The sequence below is a fragment of the Actinomycetospora sp. TBRC 11914 genome (assembly GCF_012933465.1).
Lineage (GTDB): Bacteria > Actinomycetota > Actinomycetes > Mycobacteriales > Pseudonocardiaceae > Actinomycetospora.
In genome coordinates, this window is sequence record NZ_JABBND010000004.1 from 226,451 (window position 1) to 249,300 (window position 22,850).

The following is a 22,850-nucleotide window of genomic DNA, read 5'->3' on the forward strand; positions in this document are numbered from 1 at the left end:
ACGTGTAGAACCTACCTGGATGTCTACGAGTCTGTAGAAGCCAGTGTGCCCGGCGACGGAGGAGGACCACACGTGAGCATCGAGACCCGACGGCGTCCCGACGCCGCCCCGCGGACGGCGCGCTCGGCGCCGAGCTGGGCGGCGCGGGCCGAGGCGGTGAGCAAGGTCTACGGCTCGGGAGAGACGCGCGTGACGGCGCTCGACGGGGTCGACGCCGGGTTCGTGCGCGGCGAGCTGACCGCCGTCATGGGTCCCTCGGGCTCCGGCAAGTCGACCCTCATGCAGTGCGTGGCCGGGCTCGACCGCGTGTCGGCCGGCCGGGTGTGGATCGGCGAGCAGGAGCTGACCGGGCTCTCGGAACGGGCGCTCACCGAGCTGCGCCGCGACCGGGTCGGGTTCGTGTTCCAGGCGTTCAACCTGCTGCCCACGCTGAACGCGCGGGAGAACATCACGCTGCCCGCCGACCTCGCCGGCCGGCAGCTGGACGCCGAGTGGGTCGAGCAGGTCGTCGACACCCTCGGGCTCCGCCCCCGCCTGGCCCACCGGCCCGGCGAGCTCTCCGGCGGCCAGCAGCAGCGGGTCGCGTGCGCCCGTGCCCTGGTGGGCCGACCGGAGCTGATCCTGGCCGACGAGCCGACCGGGAACCTCGACTCGCGGTCTGCAGGCGAGGTGCTCGGCCTCCTGCGCCGCAGCGTCGACGACCTCGGCCAGACGATCGCCCTGATCACCCACGACCCGACCGCCGCCGCGCACGCCGACCGGGTGCTGTTCCTGCTCGATGGCCGCGTGGTCACCGAGCTGCGCTCCCCGAGCGCCGCGGAGGTGCTCGAGACGATGGCCGGACTGGAGTCGGGTGCCGCCGCCCCGGGCCCGGCGGCGGGCCGTCCCGACCGGACGTCCCCGGCCGGGGCGGACGAGGTGGCCCGGACGGCCCGACGGCTCCACGATCAGCTCGGCGTGTTCATCGCCGAGGTCGAGGCGCTGACCGGCGACCACGCGTCCGGTCGGTCGGGGGCCGGGCAGTGAGGACGATGCTGCGGGTCGCGGCCCGCTCGGTGGCCGCGTCGAAGGCCCGGATGGCGCTCTCGGTCGTGGTGGTGGCGCTCGGGGTCGGGTTCGTGGTCGCCACCCTGGTGCTCTCCGCGACGATCAACGCCGCGTTCACCGGCCTGTTCACCTCCGGCGCCGCCGATGTCACCGCGAGCCCGCGGGCGGCGTTCGCCGTGGAGGTCGAGGACCAGGCCATCTCCGGGTCGGTCCCGACCTTGCCCGCCGCCGCGGTCGACGCCGTCGCCCGAACCCCCGGGGTGGCCGCGGCCCACGGCGAAGTCGCGACCCAGGACGTGACCGTGGTCGACGCCGCCGGGCACCCGGTCGGGCCGGCCAGCGGCGCGCCGACGCTGGGCTACAACTGGTACCCCCGCGCCCACCCGATCGCCTCGCTCACCGCCGGGCACGCTCCGGACGGGGCCGGGCAGGTCGTGCTCGACGCCCCCAGCGCGGCCGCCGCGCACCTCACGCTCGGCGCCCCGGTCCGCCTGATCAGCCCCGCGGCGACCACGCCGGCCACGCTGGTCGGGCTCGCTGACCCCGGGAGCGCGAACCCGGGGGTCGGGCTGGTCTTCCTCGACACCCCGACCGCGCAGTCGGCGCTGCTCGGCCAGCCCGGCCGGTTCACCGCGGTCACCGCCGACGCCGCCCCCGGCACCACCGACGCCGCGCTCGCCCCCGCGGTCCAGCACGCCCTCGGTGCGACGGTCAGCGTGGCCACCCGCGAGCAGCAGGCCTCCTCTGCGGCGGCGCGCGTCGGCGCCTTCCTGTCCACCGTGACCTACGCGCTCCTCGGCATCGCGGCGGTCGCGCTGCTGGTGGGCAGCTTCCTGATCGTCAACACGTTCACGATGCTCGTCGCCGGGCGGATGCGGGAGCTGGGGCTGCTGCGCGCGGTCGGCGCCCGCCGCGGCCAGGTCACCGCGATGGTGCTCGGCGAGGCCGTGCTCGTCGGGCTGGTCGGGGCCACCGTCGGGCTCGGCGCCGGCATCGGGCTCTGCGCCGGCCTGGAGGCCGCGCTGCGCGGGTTCGGGATCGACCTCTCCTCGGTGGGGCTGGTCGTCCCCGGCGTCACCGTCCCCGCCGCCTATGTGCTCGGGATCGGGGTGACCGTCGCCGCGGCGTACCTGCCTGCGCGCCGGGCCGGGCGCGCCGCACCGACCGAGGTCCTGCGCGAGTCCGCCGCGCCCACCGAGACCGGCACCGGCCGCGGCCGGGTCCTCGCCGGTACCGCGGTGCTGCTCCTCGCCGCCGCGTCGTTGCTGGGCGCCGCGCTGCTCACCCCGCGCACCGGGGACCTGACCCTCGGCGGCGGGCTGTTCGCCCTCGGCGCAGCCGCGAGCCTGGCCGGCCTGGTGCTGATCGGGCCGGCGCTCGCGCGGCGGGTGGTCTCCGGTCTCGCCGCCGCCTATCCCCGCCTGTTCGGCGCGGTGGGGCGGCTCGCCCGGGACAATGCCGCCCGGGCGCCGCGGCGGACCGCGACAACCGCCGCCGCGCTGACTGTCGGGGTCGCGCTGGTCACCGGGCTGGGCATCCTCGCCTCGTCCTTGGACACCTCGATCATCGCGGAGACCTCGAGCAGCCTCGGCGCGGACTACGTGCTCTCCGGGCGCGGAGGGCAACCCCTTGCCCCGCAGGTCACCGACGCGGTGCGCGCCGTGCCGGGGGTCGCGTCGATCACCCGGCAGCGCTATGCCCCCGCCGGCTTCCGTGGGGCGCAGGTCTCGCTCTCCGGGGTCGACACCGCCACCCTGGACGCCGCGACCGCACCGCAGTACGTCGCCGGCGACACCGGCGCAGTGGCGCGCGGCCAGCTCGACGTCGACCAAGCGAGCGCCGCCGCCGACGGGCTGGCGATCGGCTCGCCGGTGCACCTGACCTTCGTCGACGGCACCCCGGCCGACCTGACCGTAGGGGCGATCAGCAAGCCCCCACCCGGCGGCGGCAAGGACGGCTCGACCTTCCAGGTCTCGCTGGACACCCTGAGCCGCTACCAGCCACTCGCCCGGGACTTCAGCCTCTCGGTGATCGCTGCACCCGGCGCCGCCGCCGCTCTGGGACCCGCTCTGCACCAGGCCCTCGCGAGCGATCCCCAGGTCAGCATCCAGAACCGGGCCGACCAGCAGAACGCCCTGCGCGGCCAGGTCGACCTTGTACTCGAGCTGCTGTACGGGCTGCTCGCGCTCGCCGTCGTGGTGGCCGTGCTGGGGGTGGTCAACACTCTGGCGCTCTCGGTCATCGAGCGCCGCCGCGAGATCGGGCTGCTGCGCGCGGTCGGAGCCACACGCGCCCAGATTCGCTCACTGATTCGGCTCGAAGCGCTCGCGGTGTCGCTGTACGGCACCGTCCTCGGGGTCGCGCTCGGGTTCGCCTGGGGGGCCGCCGGGCAGCGACTCCTCACCGGCTACGGCGTCACCACGCTCTCCGTGCCGTGGGCCACCGTCGCCGCCCTCGCAGTCGGGGGCGTGCTGGTCGGGCTCGTCGCCGCTATCGCGCCGGCTCGCCGCGCCGCCCGCGCGGACATTCTCGCCGGCCTGGCCGCCACCTGAGACCGCACCTGGCGCGCGGTCCGGGCGACGTCGCGCCGCCTGAGGAGCCACCATGACCTGGGTCGCACTGCTGATGGCGGCGCTGTTCCTGATCACCGGGGTCGTGAGGGCGCTGCGCCCGCAGGCCGAGTTCACCGAGGCACTGATCGACACCGCGATCGGCCTCGGCGCGGGGGCGCTCGGGGTCTCCGAGCTGATCCGGGGACCGGCCGTCGGGGCCCTGGTCGGGCTCGGCCTGCTGGGGCTCCTCGCCGGGTCCAGCCTGCTGCTCGGACGGCGGCTGCGGGCCCGCCGTCCCCCGAGGGACCCTGGATGTTCTACAGGGCTGTAGAGTCGCGGACGAGACAGCAGGAGGCGGCGGCCGGTCATGAGCTCACCCCCCGAGGAACCCTCGACTCCCGACCGTGGCGACCGCCGCGCCCCGGGTGCCCTCGAGAAGCAAGTCTGGAGCGTGCTCCTGGCCGCCGAGCGACCCCTGACCACCGGCGAGGTCCGTGACCAGCTCAACGCGCAGGGTCCGCCGTTGGCCTACACCACCGTGGTCACCATCCTCGGGCGGCTCTACGCGAAGGGTCTGCTGACCCGCACCCTCGACGGGCGCGCCCACCGCTACGCCCCCGCCAGCACCCCCGAGGGGATGGCCGCGTCGCGGATGCACCAGGCCCTGGCCGGCGAGGGGGACCACGCGGCGGTGCTCGCGAGCTTCGTCTCCGACCTCTCCGACACCGACGAGGCACTGCTGCGCCGCCTGCTCGGCGGGAACGGCTGAACGGCGAGCATGCGCATCGCGGTCTTCCTGCCCCTGCTGCTGCCCCTGCTGGCCGCCTGGGGTGCCACCCCCCTGGCGCACCGGGTGCCGCCGCGACTGGCGACCTGGCTGCTCACCGCCGCCGCCGCGGTGCTCGCCGGGTGCAGCACCGTGGCCCTGGCCCTCCTGGCCGGGACCGCGGCGCTGCGCATCCCGCTGCTGGCCGACCTCGAGCGCTACTCGCTGTCCGTCGTCGCCCGCGACGACCCCGCCTCGATCTGGGTCGCCCTCGCCGCCGGAACCCTGCTCACCGCCGCAACCCTCGCCGTCGGCCGGGTCGCGACCCGCCGCGCCCGCGCCGTGTTCGCCACGCATCGCCACACCCGGGCCCTCCCCGGCAGCGACGAGCTCGTCGTCGTGCCCGACCCCGCGCCGGAGGCCTACGCCGCGCCTGGCCGCCCGGGCCGCATCGTCGTCTCCACCGCCATGCTGGACGCGCTGTCCCCCGCCGAGCAGGACGCGCTGATCGCGCACGAACGCTCCCACCTGGCCCACCACCACTACCGCTTCCTCGCCGCGGTCCACCTCGCCGCCGCGCTCAACCCCGTGCTGATCCCGGTCGCCCGGACGGTCGGCTACACCGTGGAGCGCTGGGCCGACGAGGACGCCGCCCTCGCCGTGGGCGATCGACCGGTCGTCGCGCACGCCGTCGGACGGGCCGCCCTGGCCGGCCGCGCCACCGCGGCGCCGAGCGCCCGGCCCGCCCTGGGTCTGGGCATCACCCCGGCGCTGCCTCGCCACGCCGGCGACGTGCCCCGCCGGGTCGCCGCGCTGCTGACCACCCCCCTCCTCACCGTGCGTCGCGGGTGGCTGCTCGTCGCGGTCGGTGTCGTCCTGCTCGCCGCGCTCGGCACGCTCGAGGCCCAGCAGGACTTCGAGGCGCTCCTCGAACTCGCCCGCCACGCCGTGACCCGCTGAGCGCCGACCCGATGGCCGAGCCCACCCCGCCCACCCCGAGCTCCCGGGTGCTGTGGCCACTGTTCGCGGCCGGGTTCGTCACCGCCTTCGGCTCCCACGGTGTCGCGGCCAACCTGGGCGCCGGACCGGGCGACCTGGAGGACCGGCTCCTCACCCTCGGGGTGCTGCTCGCGCTCTACGACGGCGCCGAAGTCCTGCTCAAACCGGTCTTCGGCGCGCTCGCCGACCGCGTCGGGCTCCGCCCGGTGCTCCTCGGCGGACTCGCCGCGTTCGCCATCGCCTCGACCGTGTTCGTCCTCGTCGACGACCCCGCCCTCCTTGGAATGGCCCGCTTCGCCCAGGGCGCCGCCGCGTCGGCGTTCTCCCCGTCGGCCGGGGCGCTCATCGCCCGCGTCGGACCCCGACGCAGCGGGCGCGCCTTCGGCACCTACGGCGCCTGGAAGAGCCTCGGCTACACCGCGGGACCGCTCCTCGGCGGCGCCCTCGTCGCCCTCGGCGGCTACCCCTGGCTGTTCGGCGTCCTCGCGGCGCTCGCCGTGCTCGTGCTGGCCTGGGCGGCGGTCACCGTGCCCGGCCCTGCCCCGCTGCCGAGGAAGCGTCAGACCCTCGCCGACCTCGCCCGCCGGCTGACCGACCGCGAGTTCCTGCCGCCCACCATCGCCCTGGCCTCCAGCGCCGCCGCACTGTCGTGCGCGGTCGGGTTCCTCCCCGTCGTGGGCCTGCGCGCGGGGCTGAGCCCGATCGTCACCGGCGCCGTGATCTCCGTCCTCGCAGTGAGTACCGCGGTCGTCCAACCGATCGTCGGCCGCCTCCGTGACCGTGGCCGCCTGGGCGACCGCACCGCCCTGACCGCCGGGACGCTCGTCACCGCCGCCGGACTCGCCGCGCCCGCCGTCCTGCCCGACCTCGCCGGACTGCTCGCTGCCGCCCTGCTCGTCGGGCTCGGCACCGGCCTGATCACTCCCGTGGGGTTCGCCCTGCTCGCCGCCGGCAGCCCACCCGCACGACTCGGACAGACCATGGGCAGCGCCGAACTCGGGCGCGAAGCGGGTGAGGCGGGGGGACCCCTGCTCGTCGGCGCCGTGGCCGCCCTCGCCGGACTCGGCACCGGTTTCCTCGCCGTGGCCGCCGCCGTCACCGTCACCGCCGGCAGCGCCGCCGCCGTCCGTACCCCCGCGAGCACCGCGAGCCCGTCCGAGGACTCGGACACCCCTCTGGGGCCGACCCCGCCCGCGTGATCAGCGGCGGCACACCGCGGCTGTCGTCACGGTCGTCCAGCCGATCGATGTTCCACGTGGAACGCGTTGTCGCAGGTCAGACGTGGTGGAGACGAAGGGAATCGAACCCTCAACCCCCGCCTTGCAAAGGCGGTGCTCTGCCAATTGAGCTACGTCCCCGCTTGGGGGTCTAGGCGGGGCGGGTCGCCTCGCGCCAGACCTCCGCGGTCGGGCGTTCCTGCCGCCGCCGCACGAGGTGGGCCACCCCGAACGCCGCCGCCACCAGCACGACCAGCTTCGTCACGACTCCCACGCTAGCAGCCGCACCGCACCGTCGAGCGCGGCCGCGAAGCCCGCCGGGTCCTCGAGGTACCCGAGGTGACCGCCGGGAACCTCCAGCGGCGTGAGGCCGAGCTCGTCGGCGAGGACGAGGTTCGGGCGGCTCGCCAGCTGGGCCTCCGCCCGGGACTGCGCGCCGACCGCGAGGACGAGCCGGTCGGCGTGCTCGCGCAGCGCCGCCACGTCGAGCGGGTGCACCGGGTAGGGCCCGTACTCGTGGGAGAACCAGAAGGCGTTGTTGGCCGGCCACCGCTCCCGCATGGCGACGAACTCCGGTGGGACCGCCGCGGGCTCCTCGCCCGCCGGCGGGCGGCGCGCACCGACGACGCCGGTGAGCTCGCCGAACTCGGCCATCGCGGCCTGGGCGCCCTCGCGGCGGTAGGTGGCGAGCACCGCGTCGAACCGCGCGACGAGCGCGTCCCCGTCCTCGAGCAGCCCCACCAGCGGGGGTTCGTGCGCGACCGCCACGCGGACGAGGTCCGGCCGGCGCACCAGCAGCTCGAGCGTCACGATCGCACCGGAGCTGCTGCCGAGGACCACCGCCGGCCCGCCGTGGCGCTCGATGAGCCGGGCCAGGTCCTCGACGTCGTCACCCAGTTTGTCGGGGCCCACCTCGCCGTCAACCGGGCTGCGCACGAATCCACGGCGGACGTAGGTGAGCACCGTCCAGCGCGGCGCGAGCAGGTCGGCGAGCGGGCCGAACACCGTCGGGTCGCCGTTCCCGCCCACCACGCACACCAGCAGCGGCCCGGAGCCCCGGACCTCGGTGTGCAGCCGCGCCCCGGGCACCGCGACGTCCTCGACGCTCGTCACGGCTCCACCGTAGGGCCGGGTGACCGATCGACGACGGGGCTTTTCTGCCACTGGATGCAAGCAACGACGCTCCGCTTGCGATAGGACTCGGGATCGACGACGACGTCCGGCGGGGGGAGAACCCATGGCGCACGCCTACGTGGTGGGCACGTTCGACACGAAGGGCGACGAGCTGCGCTACGTCGCCGGACTGATCCGGGACGCGGGCCACGAGGTGACCACGGTCGACGTCGGGACCTCCGACGCCGGGGAGCGCCGCGCGGACGTCGCCGCGGCCGACGTCGCCGGCCCCGAGGCGTTCACCGGGGACCGCGGCACCTCGGTCGCCGCCATGGCCGCGGCACTGGAGCGGTGGCTGCCCGCCCGCGACGACCTCGACGGCGTGATCGCGCTCGGCGGCTCGGGCGGCACCGCGCTCGTCACCCCCGCGCTGCAGCGCCTCCCCGTCGGGATCCCGAAGGTCGTCGTCTCGACGGTGGCCTCGGGCGACGTCGCGCCCTACGTCGGGTCCAGCGACATCGCGCTCATGTACTCGGTCACCGACGTCGCCGGGCTCAACCGCATCAGCCGGGTGGTGCTCGCCAACGCCGCCCGCGCCCTCGCCGGGGCGCTCAGTGGTCCCCCGGTCGACCCGGGCCAGGACAGGCCCGCGCTCGGGCTGACGATGTTCGGGGTGACGACGCCGTGCGTCACCGCGGTCACCGAGGCGCTCGACGACGAGTTCGACTGCCTCGTCTTCCACGCCACCGGCACCGGCGGGCGCGCGATGGAGAAGCTCGTCGACGACGGCCTGGTCTCGGCGGTGTGCGACGTGTCCACCACCGAGATCGCCGACCTCGTCGCCGGCGGTGTCATGGCGGCCACCGAGGACCGGCTCGGGGCGATCGCCCGACGACGGGTGCCGTGGGTCGGCAGCGTCGGCGCGCTCGACATGGTCAACTTCGGAGCGCCCGACACCGTGCCGGAGCGCTACCGCGACCGGCTCTTCTACGAGCACAACCCCCAGGTGACGCTGATGCGGACCACCCCCGACGAGTGCCGGGCGGCCGCGGAGTTCCTCGCGCGAGGCCTCAACGCCTGCGAGGGCCCGGTCCGCCTCGTGCTGCCGCTGCGCGGCGTCTCGGCGCTCGACGTCGAGGGTGGCCCGTTCGCCGACCCGGCCGCCACCGAGGCCCTCGTCGAGACGCTGCGCGCCGAGCTGCGGCAGACCGATCGGCGGCGGCTCGTCGAGACCGACCTGCACGTGAACGACCCGGAGTTCGCGGCGCGCCTCGTCGCGGAACTGCGGGCCGTCAGCGAGTGACACGAGCACCACCCGAGAGGAGCGTCGATGGGGACCGAGAGAGCGGCCGCGCCGGATCGTGCCGAGATCGTGGCCCGACTCCGCGAGAAGGTCGCGCGCGGCGAACCGATCGTGGGTGGCGGCGCGGGCACCGGATTGTCGGCCCGCTGTGAAGAGGCGGGCGGCATCGATCTCATCGTCATCTACAACTCGGGGCGCTATCGGATGGCGGGCCGGGGGTCGCTGGCGGGACTGCTCGCCTACGGCAACGCCAACGACATCGTCGTCGAGATGGCCCGTGAGGTCCTCCCGGTGGTCCGCCACACTCCCGTGCTCGCGGGGGTCAACGGCACCGACCCGTTCCTGTTGCGCGACCGATTCCTGCGCGAGCTTCGTGACCTCGGCTTCGCCGGCATCCAGAACTTCCCGACCGTCGGACTCATCGACGGAGTCTTCCGGGCGAATCTCGAGGAGACCGGGATGGGGTTCGCCCACGAGGTCGAGCTCGTCGCGGCCGCGCGGGAGGCCGACCTGCTGACGACGCCGTACGTGTTCTCCGCGCAGGACGCCCGCGCGATGACCGAGGCGGGCGCCGACGTCGTCGTGTGCCACATGGGCCTGACGACGGGCGGGTCGATCGGCGCCGAGACCGCGAAGTCGCTGGACGACTGCGTCGCGCTGGTCGACGAATGGTCCGCCGCGGCGCGCGAGGTCCGCGACGACGTCCTCGTGCTCGTGCACGGCGGTCCCGTCTCCGCCCCGGCCGACGCCGCCCACGTCCTGGACCGCGCGCAGTCCTGTCACGGCTTCTACGGCGCCAGCAGCATGGAACGACTCCCCACCGAGGAGGCACTGACCGCCCGGACCCGCCAGTTCACGCAGATCCGGTGGAACGCCGCCGCGAAGGAGACGTGAAGTACATGTTCCTCAGCACGAGACCGACTGGTCTCGAGAGCCATTCCTGCGCCACCGTCGAGTGATGTCGGGCCCCGTGCTCGCGTTCTGCGGAATCACTGATAACGTGAAAGGCACCCGGATGTGAATCCGGGCGCAATTCCCCCCGCGAACCGAGGAGTACGCCGGATGGCCCAGAAGACCGTCGTCACGCTGGTGGACGACCTGACTGGTGAGGAGTCCGAGGACATCACGACCGTCGAGTTCGCGCTCGACGGTGTGACCTACGAGATCGACCTCGACGAGAAGAACAGCGCAGAACTGCGTGACCAGCTCGCGCAGTACGTGGCGGCGGCCCGGCGCACCGGGGGGCGTCGCGCGTCGTCCGGCCGCCGTCGTTCCGGCGGTGCCGGCACGGGCACGCCGCGGGCGACCTCGCCCGGCGGGTACGACCGCGAGACCTCCAAGCAGATCCGCGAGTGGGCCCGCACCGAGGGCTTCGAGGTCTCCGACCGGGGCCGGGTGCCCAACAACGTCGTGGAGGCCTGGGAGTCCCGCGGCAAGAACGGGGCCGCGGCCGCCACGTTCTCGGGCTGAGCCGACCCCACTCACGACGACGGCCCCGGAGCGTCGAGCTCCGGGGCCGTTCGTCGTGTGGGGTCCGTGACCGGTGGGCCCAGCTGGATTTGAACCAGCGACCTCGTCGTTATCAGCGACGCGCTCTAACCAACTGAGCTATGGGCCCCCGCGCGGTGGCGGCGTCCAGATTACCGGAGGGTGTCCGGCCGCCCCGCCACCGGGGTGGTGATCAGCGTCGGCTCAGTCCCGCTCCGAGAGGGTCACCTCGATGCCACCGGCGACGTCCGCGGAGATGTTGTAGATGAACGCCGAGACGCTCGCCAGCGCCGTGAACAGGATGGTGTTGACCACCCCGACGATCGCGGCGACCCCGAACACCCCGCCCGCGGTGATGAGCTGCCCACCGCCGCCGGCGTCCGAGGTGAGGTCCTGGTAGGTGCCGTTCAGCTGCGCCCACACACCCATGCCGTCGAGCACGGCGTAGAGCACCCCGACGGCGAACATCCACACGAAGAACAGCGCGACGCCGAGCACCAGGGCGAGCTTGAGCACCGACCACGGGTCGAAGCGCTTCACCTGCAGGCTCGCGCGGCGCGGCACCTTGCCCCGCGGCGACGGCCGCGCCGTCGGGAGGTCGTCGTCGAGGTCGTCGAGGTCGGGCTCGGGCTCCGACCGCTCACCCACGCGCATCCCCAGCTGCTCGGGCGAGAGCTGGTTGGTCGGCGCGTCGATCAGGGCGGTGTTCGACCGACGCTGCTGCCCCTGGGCGGGCATCGGCCCGCTGGGCGGGGACCCGGGGCGCTGCCCGCCGGCCGGGACGGGGCCGCTGGGCGGACCCGGCGGCGCCGACGGTCCCGGACCCTGCGGCCCCGGACGGGGCGTTCCGGCGGCCGGCGTCGGCGGCCGCTGGTCGGCACCGGGGCCCGGCCGCGGGCTCGGGGCCTTCTCACCCTCGGCCGGCCGGGCACCGGACCCCGGACGCTCACCGGACTCGCTGCGGGAACCGGCCCGCTGCCAGGGTGGCGGGGGCCCGCCCGCGGCCCCCTGGTCGCGGGTGGTGCCCTGGTCCCGGGCGCCGTGGTCCGACCCCCGGGCCGACCCGTCCTCCGACGTCGCGGGCGTGGTCACCACCGTGTCCGCGGCGGTGTCGCCCGCGCCCTTCCCGGCGTCGGCGCCGGGCCCGCCGTCGCGGGCGTCGTTCTCGTCCGGTGTCGCAGTGCTCACGGTGCTCGTCTCGTCGTCGGGTACGGGTGCCCCGGGGTCTCCCCCGGGGCACCGGTCACAGGAGCGTGTCGGGCGCCTGGTCCGAACCGCCGGCGTCCGGGTCGGCCGAGCTCTCGGCGTTGCGGGCCACCGCGAGCAGGGTGCCATCATCGCCGAGGTTCATCAGCCGCACGCCCTTGGTCTGCCGACCGGCCTTGCGGACCTCCCTCGCCGTCGTGCGGATGACCCCGCCGCTGGCCGTGATCGCGTACAGCTCGTCCTCCAGCTCGACGATGAGGGCGCCGACGAGGGCCCCGCGCCGCCGGTCGTACTGCAGCGTCAGGACGCCCTTCCCGCCCCGGCCCTGCACCGGGTAGTCCTCGATCGGTGTGCGCTTGGCGTACCCGCCGCTGGTCGCCACCAACAGGAACGTCCCGTCGCGGACCACGCCGAGCGAGAGCAGCTGGTCACCGGAGTTGAACCGCATTCCCGTCACGCCGGAGGTGGCGCGGCCCATCGGGCGCAGCGCCTCGTCGGTGGCGGAGAAGCGGATCGACTGGCCCTCGGCGGAGACGAGCAGCAGGTCGTCGTCGCCGGAGCAGAGCACCGCGCCGACGAGCTCGTCGCCCTCGCGCAGGTTGATCCCGATGAGGCCGCCGGAGCGGTTGGAGTCGAAGTCGGTCAGCCGCGACTTCTTCACCAGGCCGCTGCGGGTGGCGAGCACGAGGTACGGCGCCGCCGTGTAGTCCTGGATCTGCATGACCTGCGCGATCTCCTCGTCCGGCTGGAACGCGAGGAGGTTCGCCACGTGCTGCCCGCGGGCGTTGCGGGTGGCCTCGGGCAGTTCGTAGGCCTTGGCGCGGTACACGCGGCCCTTGTTCGTGAAGAAGAGCAGCCAGTCGTGCGTGGAGCAGACGAAGAAGTGGGCGACGATGTCGTCCTGCTTCAGCGTCGCGCCCTGCACCCCGCGCCCGCCGCGCTTCTGGGCGCGGTAGAGGTCGGTCTTGGTGCGCTTCGCGTAGCCGGTGCGGGTGATCGTGACGACGACGTCCTCGACCGCGATGAGGTCGGCGTCCGCGACCTCGCCGTCGTAGCCGACGAGGCGGGTCCGCCGGTCGTCCCCGTACTTCTCGACGATGTCGGCCAGCTCGTCGCGGACGATCTGCCGCTGGCGCTCCGGCCGGTCGAGGATGTCCTGCAGGTCGCGGATCGTGTCCTCGATCTCGGCCAGCTCGTCGATGATCTTCTGGCGCTCCAGGGCGGCCAGACGACGCAGCTGCATGTCCAGGATCGCCTGGGCCTGGATGTCGTCGATCTCGAGGAGCTCCTGCAGGCCCGTCCGAGCCACGTCGACCGTCTCCGACGCACGGATCAGGGCGATGACCTCGTCGAGCGCGTCGAGCGCCTTGACCAGACCGCGCAGGATGTGGGCCCGCTCCTCGGCCTTGCGCAGCCGGTACCGGGTCCGGCGGACGATGACCTCGATCTGGTGGCGGATCCAGTGCCGGATCAGCTGGTCCAGCCGCAGCGTCCGCGGCACGCCGTCGACGATCGTCAGCATGTTGACGCCGAAGCCGTACTGCAGCTGCGTGTGCTTGTAGAGGTTGTTCAGCACCACCTTGGCCACGGCGTCGCGGCGCAGGGTGATGACGATGCGGCGGCCGACCCGGTCGCTGGACTCGTCGTTGATCTCCGAGATGCCGTGCAGCCGGCCCTCGCGGACCATCGTCGCGATCGACTCGATGAGGTGGTCCGGGTTGACCTGGTAGGGCAGCTCGGTGACGACGAGGGTGGTGCGGCCCTTCGTGTCCTCCTCGACCTCGACCACCGCGCGCATGCGGATCGACCCGCGGCCGGTGCGGTAGGCGGACTCGATGCCGTCGTTCCCGACGACCAGGCCCGACGTCGGGAAGTCGGGGCCCTTGATGCGCTCCATGAGCGCGGTGAGGGTCTCCTCCTCCGAGGCCTCGGGGTGGTCGAGCGCCCAGGTGGCGCCCTCGGCGACCTCGCGCAGGTTGTGCGGCGGGATGTTGGTCGCCATGCCGACCGCGATGCCGGCGCTGCCGTTGATGAGCAGGTTCGGCACCCGGCCGGGCAGGACGGCCGGCTCCTGGGTGCGGCCGTCGTAGTTGTCGACGAAGTCGACGGTCTCCTCGTCGATGTCGGCGAGCATCGACATCGCGAGCGGGGTCAGGCGGCACTCGGTGTAGCGCATGGCCGCCGCCGGGTCGTTGCCCGGGGAGCCGAAGTTGCCCTGCCCGTCGATCAGCGGGTAGCGCATCGACCAGGGCTGGGCCAGCCGCACCAGGGCGTCGTAGATCGCCGAGTCGCCGTGGGGGTGGTAGTTGCCCATGACGTCGCCGACGACGCGGGCGCACTTGACGTAGCTGCGGTCCGGCCGGAAGCCGGAGTCGTACATCGAGTAGAGGACCCGGCGGTGCACCGGCTTGAGGCCGTCCTCCACCAGCGGCAGGGCGCGCCCCACGATCACGCTCATCGCGTAGTCGATGTAGGAGCGCTGCATCTCCTGCTGGATGTCGACCGGCTCGATGCGGTCGCCGGACCCCGGAGGCAGCGTCGTCTCGGTCACGCTCGGATCAGCTCCACTCTGGGTCCACTCCACTTCTGGGGCGCCCCCGGGCCGCGGCGGTCGCCGCGTCGAACACGTCGGGGGTGTGCCCGTCCCGCCGGGCCCCGACGACGACGCCGGGCACCGGTCCAGCCACCGATTCTACCGGGGACACCGACGATCACGGTGGCTCCCCCGCGGGTGTTCGCCCAAGTCAGGCCAGGTCCGGCGGGTGGTGGGGCGGGTCGTGGGGCCGAGCCGTGAGCGGGGCGGGGTCAGCGTGGCAGGAAGAGCACGTTGCGCCGTCCGTCGTCGGGGCGGCGCGGCACCCAGCCCTGGTCGCGGTCCCAGCTGTGGGCCGTGTGGCCGGCGGCCTCGAGCTCGCCGACGACCCGCGCCACGGTGGTGCCGAACCGGGCCAGGTGGCGGTCCTCGAGCTCCAGCATCAGGGCCGGGCGGAACCGGGCCAGGGTGGCGCCCGCGCCCTGCAGCAGGCGGGCCTCGGCGCCCTCGATGTCGACCTTGACGAGGTCCAGGCGCTCCAGGCCGAGCCCGACGACGAGCTCGTCGAGCGTGGTCACGGCCACCGGCACGTCCTCGTGGTGGGCGAACTCGGCGTTCGAGCCGAGCCCGTCGGCACCCGTCGTCAGGAACGCGCGCCCGTGCACCGGCAGCAGCCGACGGCGGGGCAGGGCGAGCACCCCGCCCCCGGAGGCGGCGCCGAGGGCGGTCCGGTGCACGGTGACGTTGCCGGCCCGCAGGAACCGCCGGGTCGCGTCCACGAACGACGACGGCCCGGGCTGCGGCTCGACGGCGTGGACGTGTCCGGTGGGCCCGACGAGCCCCGCCAGCGTCCACGTGTAGAGCCCGTACTCGGCCCCGACGTCGAGGCACACCGCCCCGGGCCGGACGTGCTCGGCGAGGCCCGCGACCTCGTCCTCGAGGAACCAGGCGTGGGGCGCCGCCGCCCGTAGCACCCGGCTCAGCGGTCCGGCCGGTGAGCCGGCCCGTGCGTCGTCCACCACCTGATCCACCGGCGCTGCCCCTCGCCACGCCGCCCGGAGGGGTACCAGGCGTGCCGCCGGGGAGAGTAGTGGGCTGCGCCGTGGGCCCGACGTGGGGCGTGGTTTCCCGTGGAACGGACCGGGGCTGGGGGCTGCCCCGTGTGCGCCTCATCGTCGGGCGATCAGCGTGGGCACCCTCGACGGGCACATCAGGCAGGTTGCGCGGGCCACGGACATGCCCCACGTGCTCCTCGGCACGACCTCCGGAAGACCCGAGCTCCGAGGGGCACATTGCGCAGGCCAGCACGCCCACTGGCCTGCCCCACGTACCCCTCGCCGGCGGCCAACGAAGCACTGCATCAGCCCGGCCCACGACGGGCACACCACGCAGGCTGCGCGGGCCGCGGACGTGCCCCACGTACCCCTCGCCGGCCGGCCGGCGAAGCCAGCGCGCAGCCCCACTTCGCGACGGGCACACCACGCAGGCCAGCACGCCCACTGGCCTGCCCCACGTACCCCTCGCTGACCGGGCGCTCGAGCAGGCGCGCAGCCCCGCCCGCGACGGGCACACCACGCAGGCCAGCACGCTCGCGGACCTGCCTCGTGCACCCCTCGCCCTGACCGGGGCACGCCACGCCCCCTGACCGGCCGCCGGACCTGCCCCACGGACCCCCGGTGTCGGGGAGGGGGCAGGCCCGTTCGGCGTGGCCGTCCGTCAGACGTCGAGGAAGCGGACGTCCTTGGCGTTCCGGGTGATGAACGACCGGCGGGACTCGACGTCCTCGCCCATGAGCACGCTGAACAGCTCGTCGGCCGTGGCGGCGTCGTCGAGCGTCACCTGCATCATCAGGCGCGTCTCGGGGTCCATCGTGGTCTCCCACAGCTCCTTGGCGTTCATCTCGCCGAGACCCTTGTAGCGCTGGACGCCGTCGTCCTTGTTGATCTTCTTCCCGGCCGCGCGCCCGGCCTCGAGCAGCGCATCGCGCTCCCGGTCCGAGTAGGCGAACTCCGGCTCGGCGTTGCGACCGCTCCACTTGATCTTGTACAGCGGCGGCATCGCCAGGAAGACGTGCCCGTTCTCCACGAGCGGGCGCATGAAGCGGAAGAGCAGCGTCAGGAGCAGGGTCCGGATGTGCTGGCCGTCGACGTCGGCGTCGGCCATCAGCACGATCTTGTGGTAGCGCAGCTTCGACAGGTCGAACTCGTCGTGGATGCCGGTGCCGAGCGCCGTGATGATCGACTGGACCTCGTTGTTCTTGAGGACGCGGTCGATGCGGGCCTTCTCGACGTTGATGATCTTACCGCGGATCGGCAGGATCGCCTGGAACATCGAGTCGCGGCCGGACTTCGCCGAGCCGCCCGCCGAGTCGCCCTCGACGATGTAGACCTCGCTGCGCGACGGGTCGTTCGACCGGCAGTCCGCGAGCTTGCCCGGCAGGCCGCCGATGTCGCCCGCGGTCTTGCGCCGCACCAGCTCGCGGGCCTTGCGGGCGGCCATCCGCGCCTGCGCCGAGCCCACGGCCTTGTTGATGATCGTCTTGGCCTCGTTGGGGTTGCGCTCGAACCAGTCCGAGAGCCACTCGTTGCAGACGCGCTGGACGAACGACTTCACCTCGGTGTTGCCGAGCTTGGTCTTCGTCTGGCCCTCGAACTGCGGCTCGGCGACCTTGACCGCGACGATCGCGGCGAGGCCCTCGCGGATGTCGTCGCCGGTCAGCGCCGGGTCCTTGTCCTTGATGAGCTTCTTGTCGCGGGCGTAGCGGTTGACCGTGGTGGTCAGCGCCGAGCGGAAGCCCTCCTCGTGGGTGCCGCCCTCGGTGGTGTTGATCGTGTTGCAGAACGTGTAGACCGACTCCGAGTAGCCGGAGTTCCACTGCATCGCGACCTCGACCTGGTGGCCGGTGCCCTCCGCCTCGAAGGCCACCGGCTTCTTGTGGATCGGGTCCTTCGCGTGGTTGATGTGCGCGACGAAGTCCTCGAGACCGCCCGGGTAGTGGAAGGTCCGCTCCTTGACCTTCGCGACGTAGCCCTCGGCGTCCGGGACGTCGTCGACCTCCTCGCCGGCCTCGCCGTCGGCGCCCTCGGGCTTGCGCTCGTCCCGCAGCGTGATCGTCAGGCCCTTGTTGAGGAAGGCCATCTCCTGAAGACGGCGCGAGATCGTCTCCAGGTTGTAGGTGGTGGTCTCGAAGATCGCCGGGTCGGCCCAGAAGGTGATCGTCGTCCCGGTCTTCTTCGTCGGGCCGACCTCGATGAGCTTGCCCGGGCGGGCGTGCTCGTAGTGCTGCGTCCAGATCTTGCCCTTGGTGTGCACCTCGACGTCCAGCGCCGTCGACAGCGCGTTGACCACCGAGACGCCGACGCCGTGCAGACCGCCGGAGACCGCGTAGGACTTGTCGTCGAACTTGCCGCCCGCGTGCAGCATCGTCAGGACCATCTCGACGGCGGGCTTCTTCTCCACCGGGTGCGTGTCCACCGGGATGCCGCGGCCGTCGTCGACGACCGAGATGCCGCCGTCGGCCTGCAGCGTCACCGTGACCGAGGTGGCGTAGCCCGCCATCGCCTCGTCGACGGCGTTGTCCACGACCTCCCAGATCAGGTGGTGCAGACCGCGCTCACCGGTGGACCCGATGTACATCCCGGGCCGCTTGCGGACCGCCTCGAGGCCCTCGAGGACGGTGATGGACGACGCGCTGTAGTCGTTGTTGTTCTTCGCGGCAGCCACGGGCGTGTATGTCTCCCTACCTGAGCGGTCGGTGCGGCCCCCGCCGGCGCGCTCGGCGCCGACCGTGTCGCACTACACCTCCATTCTACTGGTCGACCTCCGCCAGAATGGGCCGGTCCGCCTGTTGAGCGCGTCGCAGAGCGCCTGGGACGACCGCGGGAGGGTCCGACCGCCCGAGATGGGTGCCACCGGCGTCCTGGGCCCGGACAGCGGGCGCTCAGCCGTACGTGTCGCGCGGACCGCGTCCGGAGACGTGTCGCGGGCCCCGACGCCAGCTCGGCGCCGACGGGCCGTGGATGCGCATCCTCACGACGACGCCGTCGCCGAGACCGGCTGCGATGCGGGCGAGGAGCTGGCGCTGGAGCAGCCGGAGCTGGGTGGCCCACGCGGTGGAGTCGGCCTGCACGGTCAGCTCTCCGTCGCGCAGCGTGGTCGGGGTGGCGTGCTCGGCGACCTCGGGGCCGACGAGCTCGGCCCACCGGCCGAACACCGAGCCGTTCGCCAGCCGCGGCGCCCAGCCCCGCTGGGTGGACAGCCGCGAGGCGAGACGGCCGAGGGTCTGCGGGTCGCGGTCGTCGGCGCCCGCGCCCGACCAGCTGCGACGGCGACGGCGCACCCCGTCGGACGACCCCCGGCGGACGCCGCGGCGCGCGGTGCCGGGCGTGGTGGCCCCCCGCTCGGCCCGGCGGGCCCGGGCCGCCTCGAGCGCGGCCCGGGCGATGTCCGCGCCGTGGACCGCGGCCGCGGCGTCGTCGGCCTCGGACGGGTTGTCGGCGGCCTCGGACGGGCCGTCGGCGGCGGCCGCCGACCCGGTCGAGGTGGCCTCCACCGGGTCGCGCCCGGGACGGTCGGTGGCCGCTCGGCGGCCGTCCGTGGGACTCCGCGGGCCGAGGCGCGCGGGCGGCAGGACCACCGCGTCGCGGTCCGTGCCCGGCATGTGGACGGCCTCGTCGGGGGTACGTCGCAGGTCAGCCCCCGGATCCGGGCCGGTCGGACGGGCGCGGCCACCGTCGCGGCGATGGTTGTCCACAGCATCCACAGGCTTGTCCCCAGATCCTGGGCGTTCTTCACCGTTTCGGATCACCAGCGTGCCCCCCGATCATCCGTCACGAGGCCACCTGGTCACGCACCGTGCCGTCCTCGATCACATAGCGTGTGCCCTGGAGGATCTCGGGGACGTCGTCGTCCACCGCGGCCGTCACGAGGACCTGCTCGGCCCGCGCGGCCGTCCGGGCGAGGGCGTCCCGACGGCGGGCGTCGAGCTCGGCGAAGACGTCGTCGAGGATCAGGACCGGCTCGCTGCCCTCGGAGCGCAGCAGCTCGAAGCCACCGAGGCGCAGGGCGAGGGCCAGCGCCCAGGACTCCCCGTGGCTCGCGTAGCCCTTGGCCGGGCCGTCGCCGAGGGTGAGCTCCAGGTCGTCGCGGTGGGGGCCCACCAGGCACACCCCCCGGTCGATCTCCTGGTCGCGCCGGCGGCCGATCTCGGCGAGCAGCTCCTCCTCCACCTGCCCGGCGAGCGCGGCGTGGCCGGGGCCCCCGGTCACGTCGTCGGCCCCGGCGACCTCGGCACCGTCCGGGCCGGCCAGCGCCTCGACCGCCTCCACCTTCGAGCGGTAGCGGGCCCCGACCGGCACCGACTCGGGCGCGACGTCGGCGTACGCCGCGGTGACGTGCGGGGCGAGGGCCCGGGTGAGGAGGATCCGGGCGGCGACGAGGGACGCCCCGGTGCGGGCGAGGTGCGCGTCCCACACCTCGAGCGTCCCGGCCTCCCGCGCTCCCCGGGCGGACCGCGCCGACTTCAGCAGCGCCGAGCGCTGCCGGAGCACCTTGTCGTACTCGCTGCGCACCCCCGACCAGCGCGGGGCACGGGCGACGAGGAGGTCGTCGAGGAAGCCGCGGCGCTCGCCGGGGTCGCCCCGCACCAGCGCGAGGTCCTCGGGCGCGAACACCACGGTCCGGACGATCCCGAGGATCTCCCGCGGGCGGGGCACCGGCGAGCGGTTGACCCGGGCCCGGTTCGCCTTCCCGGGCTGGATCTCGACCTGGACGGTGAGCTCCCGGCCCTCGTTCACGGCGGTGGCCCGCACGACGGCGACCGAGGCCCCCCGCCGCACCAGCGGTGCGTCGGAGGAGACCCGGTGCGACGAGAGCGTCGCGAGGTACCCGACGGCCTCGACCAGGTTGGTCTTGCCCTGCCCGTTGGCGCCGACGAGCACCGTCACGCCCGGGGTGAGCCGCAGGTCGGCCTGCGGCCACGACCGGAAGTCGGTGACCGACAGTTCCCTCACGTACACGGGATCATCTAGCCGCCCGTCGGCGGCTCGTTGGCCGCGTCGCCGGCCTTGTGCGTGGCGTGCCCGCCGAACTGGGCCCGCAGCGCGGCGACCGCCTTCATGGCGGGCGAGTCGACCTGGCGCGAGGCGAACCGGGCGAAGAGCGCCGCCGAGATCACCGGCAGCGGCACCGCGTGCACGATCGCCTCGTCGACGGTCCACCGGCCCTCGCCGGAGTCCTCCGCGTAGCCCGTGATCTGGTCGAGGTGCGGGTCGGCCTCGAGGGCGCGGACCATCAGGTCGAGCAGCCAGCTGCGCACGACGGTGCCCCGGCTCCAGGCCTTCATGACCGCACCGACGTTGGTGACCGGGCCACCCGCGCTGAGCAGCTCGTAGCCCTCGGCGTAGGCCTGCATCAGGCCGTACTCGACACCGTTGTGGACCATCTTGGCGTAGTGGCCGGCGCCGACCGGGCCGGCGTGCACGAAGCCCTCCTCGCGCGGGCCCTCGGGCCGCAGCGCGTCGAACACCGGCAGCAGGCGTTCGATGTCGGCCTCGTCCCCGCCGGCCATCAGGCCGTAGCCCTCGGTCCGGCCCCACACACCGCCGGACACGCCGCAGTCGACGTACCGGACCCCGTGCCCGTCGAGGAGCGTGGCGTTGACGGTGTCGTCGGTGAAGCGGCTGTTGCCGCCGTCGACCACCAGGTCACCCGCCTCGAGGAGCCCGGCGAGGCTCTCGACCGTCGACCTCGTCGGGTCGCCCGAGGGCACCATCAGCCACACCGTGCGGGGCGCGGCGAGCGCCTTCACGAGCTCGTCGAGCGACTGCACGTCCCCCGATCCGTCGTTGGCGTACCCGACGACCTCGTGGCCCGCGGCGCGGAGCCGCTCGGCCATGTTGCCGCCCATCCGACCGAGTCCGACCATCCCCAGCTGCACCGCGATCGCTCCCTCGTCCCCAGGGGTGTCTGCTCCCCGGCCGGTCGGCCCGGGCTGCTCCGTTCGTACCCGCTGCGGGCCCCCGCGGTCACGGGTGGCCGTCGCGGCGCGCTCAGCCCGGCAGGCGGACCGGCATGAGCAGGTAGAGGTAGCCCGGCCGCGGCTCCGGCAGCTCCTCCCCGCCGCCGCCGGGCCCCGGCTCCACCGCGGTGGTCGAGGCGTCCTCGGCGTCGACCTCGCCCTCGGGCGTGCCGGTCGCGTCCTCCCCGGGCGCCGCGGCCGGGCGCAGCAGCGCCGGGCGGCTCGGGGTGGTGAACGACAGGTGGGCGGCCTCGGAGCCGAGCGCGCCGAGGCCGTCGAGGAGGTAGCCCGGGTTGAAGGCGATGGTGAGCGGCTCGCCGGCGAACGAGCACGGCAGCTGCTCCTCGGCGCTGCCCTCGTCGTCGCCGCCGGCGGTGAGCCGCAGCGAGCCCTCCTCGAACTCGAGGCGCACCTGCGTGCCGCGCTCGGCCACGAGGGAGACACGCTTGATCGCCTCGACCAGCGGGGCGATGTCCACGACCGCCGCCGAGGTGTGCTCCTTGGGCAGCAGCTGGCGGTAGCGCGGGAACTCGGCGTCGAGGAGCCGGGTGGTGGACCGGCGCCCGCCGCCGGAGAGCCCGAGCAGGCCGTCGCCGCGCCCGAGCGCGAGCTCGATCTTCGATCCGCCCGAGGTGAGCGTCTTGGCGGCGTCGGAGAGGGTGCGGGCCGGCGCGAGGATGGCGGTGGGCTCGCCCTCGCCTGCCGCGGGGCCGCCCTCGCCGGGCTCCCAGGTGAACTCCCGCACGGCCAGGCGGAACCGGTCGGTCGCGGCCATCGTCAGCGAGGGCCCGTCGATCTCGACCCGGATCCCGGTCAGCATCGGCAGCGTGTCGTCCCGCCCGGCCGCCACGGCCACCTGCGAGACCGCCCGGGCGAAGACCTCGGGGGCGAGCTCGCCGACCACCGGCGGCATCTCGGGGAGCTGCGGGTAGTCCTCGGCGGACATGGTGGGCAGGGTGAACCGGGCGTTCCCGCAGGTGAGGGAGGCGCGCGGGCCCTCGACGGTGAGGTCGACCGGGTGCGGCGGCAGGGACCGGGTGATGTCCGCGAGCAGGCGGCCCGAGACCAGCGCCCGCCCGCCGTCGCCGATCATCGCCGGGACCTCGACCCGGGCGGACACCTCGTAGTCGAAGCCCGAGACCGTCAGCGTGCCCTCGTCGGCCGCGTCGAGCAGGACGCCGCCGAGCACCGGCACCGGGGCCCGGCTGGGCAGGCTGCGCGCGACGAAGGCCACCGCGTCGGCGAAGGCGTCGCGCTCCACGCGGAACTTCATCGCTGTCCTCCAGGAGATGTCGGGCCGTGCGCACCGCAGCAGGTGGTCACGGTAGAGCGTGACAGGGGGGTCCGACACTCCGGCCCTGTGCAGATCGGGCGGCCCCGGCGGTCCCCAACCCTGGTCTTCTGTAGTTCTCCGAAGAGAAGAAGAACAGCAGTGACAGTAGGTCCTGTGGGCGCTGTGGAGCAGTGGCGTCCGCGCAGGTCGGCGGGCCCGGAGCGGTGTGGAGCGGACCGGGCGGGCCGTCCCCGGATCCGGGGACCGATCGGCGTGTGGGGTGGACAACGGTCGGGAACCCGCCTCCGTCCCGGCTCCGTCCACCAGGCCGTGCC

The 22,850-nt window shown here is 74.2% G+C and carries 17 protein-coding genes, 2 tRNA genes and 2 pseudogenes; 9 read left to right on the forward strand and 12 right to left on the reverse strand.

All coding sequences use genetic code 11. From position 1 onward, the window contains the following. Positions 1-156 precede the first annotated feature (156 nt). The 6 genes and pseudogenes from HH311_RS10650 to HH311_RS10675 form a co-directional block, all read left to right on the forward strand. Positions 157-846: pseudogene (locus HH311_RS10650) on the forward strand (ABC transporter ATP-binding protein); the annotation flags it as partial. A gap of 185 nt (positions 847-1,031) precedes the next feature. Beyond that, positions 1,032-3,599 carry an FtsX-like permease family protein gene (locus HH311_RS10655; protein ID WP_169183604.1) on the forward strand — a complete coding sequence of 856 codons (2,568 nt, stop codon included), beginning with the start codon at positions 1,032-1,034 and terminating at the stop codon, positions 3,597-3,599. 52 nt (positions 3,600-3,651) lie between these two features. Beyond that, complete coding sequence (locus HH311_RS10660; RefSeq protein WP_169183605.1) at positions 3,652-3,930, forward strand: hypothetical protein; 279 nt, start codon at positions 3,652-3,654, stop codon at positions 3,928-3,930. Positions 3,931-3,966: 36 nt separating this feature from the next. Next, positions 3,967-4,368: a BlaI/MecI/CopY family transcriptional regulator gene (locus tag HH311_RS10665; protein ID WP_169183606.1), complete on the forward strand. Its 402-nt coding sequence runs from the start codon at positions 3,967-3,969 to the stop codon at positions 4,366-4,368. A gap of 9 nt (positions 4,369-4,377) precedes the next feature. Further along, positions 4,378-5,325 (forward strand): M56 family metallopeptidase, encoded by a 948-nt coding sequence (locus HH311_RS10670; RefSeq protein ID WP_169183607.1) that lies wholly within the window; start codon positions 4,378-4,380, stop codon positions 5,323-5,325. A gap of 11 nt (positions 5,326-5,336) precedes the next feature. Beyond that, on the forward strand, positions 5,337-6,563 hold the full coding sequence (locus tag HH311_RS10675) for an MFS transporter (RefSeq protein ID WP_169183608.1): 1,227 nt from the start codon (positions 5,337-5,339) through the stop codon (positions 6,561-6,563). Positions 6,564-6,646: 83 nt separating this feature from the next. On the opposite strand, the gene HH311_RS10680 is transcribed toward HH311_RS10675, so the two are convergent. From HH311_RS10680 to HH311_RS10685, 3 genes are all read right to left on the reverse strand, one after another. Next, positions 6,647-6,722 (reverse strand) — tRNA-Ala (locus HH311_RS10680). 10 nt (positions 6,723-6,732) lie between these two features. Further along, on the reverse strand, positions 6,733-6,846 hold the full coding sequence (locus HH311_RS30945; protein ID WP_211190068.1) for a DLW-39 family protein: 114 nt from the start codon (positions 6,844-6,846) through the stop codon (positions 6,733-6,735). After that, positions 6,843-7,694, reverse strand: a complete 852-nt coding sequence (locus HH311_RS10685) for an alpha/beta fold hydrolase (RefSeq protein WP_169183609.1) — start codon at positions 7,692-7,694, stop codon at positions 6,843-6,845. The genes HH311_RS30945 and HH311_RS10685 overlap by 4 nt, the downstream gene beginning before the upstream one ends. Positions 7,695-7,818: 124 nt before the next feature. On the opposite strand from HH311_RS10685, the gene HH311_RS10690 reads away from it, so the two are divergent. From HH311_RS10690 to HH311_RS10700, 3 genes are all read left to right on the forward strand, one after another. Next, entirely contained in the window at positions 7,819-8,997 is a 1,179-nt protein-coding gene (locus HH311_RS10690) for a Tm-1-like ATP-binding domain-containing protein (protein ID WP_169183610.1), read from the forward strand. Positions 8,998-9,024: 27 nt separating this feature from the next. Beyond that, entirely contained in the window at positions 9,025-9,891 is an 867-nt protein-coding gene (locus HH311_RS10695) for a phosphoenolpyruvate hydrolase family protein (RefSeq protein ID WP_211190069.1), read from the forward strand. Between the two features lie 168 nt (positions 9,892-10,059). Further along, complete coding sequence (locus HH311_RS10700; protein WP_169183611.1) at positions 10,060-10,467, forward strand: Lsr2 family protein; 408 nt, start codon at positions 10,060-10,062, stop codon at positions 10,465-10,467. Positions 10,468-10,541: 74 nt separating this feature from the next. Here HH311_RS10700 and HH311_RS10705 read toward each other — a convergent pair. From HH311_RS10705 to dnaN, 9 genes and pseudogenes are all read right to left on the reverse strand, one after another. Next, positions 10,542-10,615 (reverse strand) — tRNA-Ile (locus HH311_RS10705). A 74-nt stretch (positions 10,616-10,689) separates the two neighbouring features. Next, a pseudogene (locus HH311_RS30950) lies at positions 10,690-11,079 on the reverse strand (DUF3566 domain-containing protein); the annotation flags it as partial. A 649-nt stretch (positions 11,080-11,728) separates the two neighbouring features. Continuing rightward, entirely contained in the window at positions 11,729-14,242 is a 2,514-nt protein-coding gene (gene gyrA, locus HH311_RS10715) for a DNA gyrase subunit A (protein ID WP_169183613.1), read from the reverse strand. Positions 14,243-14,496: 254 nt separating this feature from the next. Beyond that, complete coding sequence (locus HH311_RS10720) at positions 14,497-15,243, reverse strand: FkbM family methyltransferase (RefSeq protein WP_312030073.1); 747 nt, start codon at positions 15,241-15,243, stop codon at positions 14,497-14,499. Between the two features lie 697 nt (positions 15,244-15,940). After that, positions 15,941-17,947, reverse strand: coding sequence for a DNA topoisomerase (ATP-hydrolyzing) subunit B (gene gyrB, locus HH311_RS10725; protein ID WP_169183614.1), 2,007 nt, complete (start codon positions 17,945-17,947; stop codon positions 15,941-15,943). A gap of 217 nt (positions 17,948-18,164) precedes the next feature. Next, entirely contained in the window at positions 18,165-18,884 is a 720-nt protein-coding gene (locus HH311_RS10730) for a DciA family protein (protein WP_169183615.1), read from the reverse strand. A gap of 169 nt (positions 18,885-19,053) precedes the next feature. Next, positions 19,054-20,241: a DNA replication/repair protein RecF gene (gene recF / locus HH311_RS10735; RefSeq protein ID WP_169183616.1), complete on the reverse strand. Its 1,188-nt coding sequence runs from the start codon at positions 20,239-20,241 to the stop codon at positions 19,054-19,056. An 8-nt stretch (positions 20,242-20,249) separates the two neighbouring features. Next, positions 20,250-21,161 (reverse strand): phosphogluconate dehydrogenase (NAD(+)-dependent, decarboxylating), encoded by a 912-nt coding sequence (gene gnd / locus HH311_RS10740; RefSeq protein WP_312030074.1) that lies wholly within the window; start codon positions 21,159-21,161, stop codon positions 20,250-20,252. Between the two features lie 112 nt (positions 21,162-21,273). Next, positions 21,274-22,515 carry a DNA polymerase III subunit beta gene (dnaN, locus tag HH311_RS10745; RefSeq protein WP_169183617.1) on the reverse strand — a complete coding sequence of 414 codons (1,242 nt, stop codon included), beginning with the start codon at positions 22,513-22,515 and terminating at the stop codon, positions 21,274-21,276. Positions 22,516-22,850 lie beyond the last annotated feature (335 nt).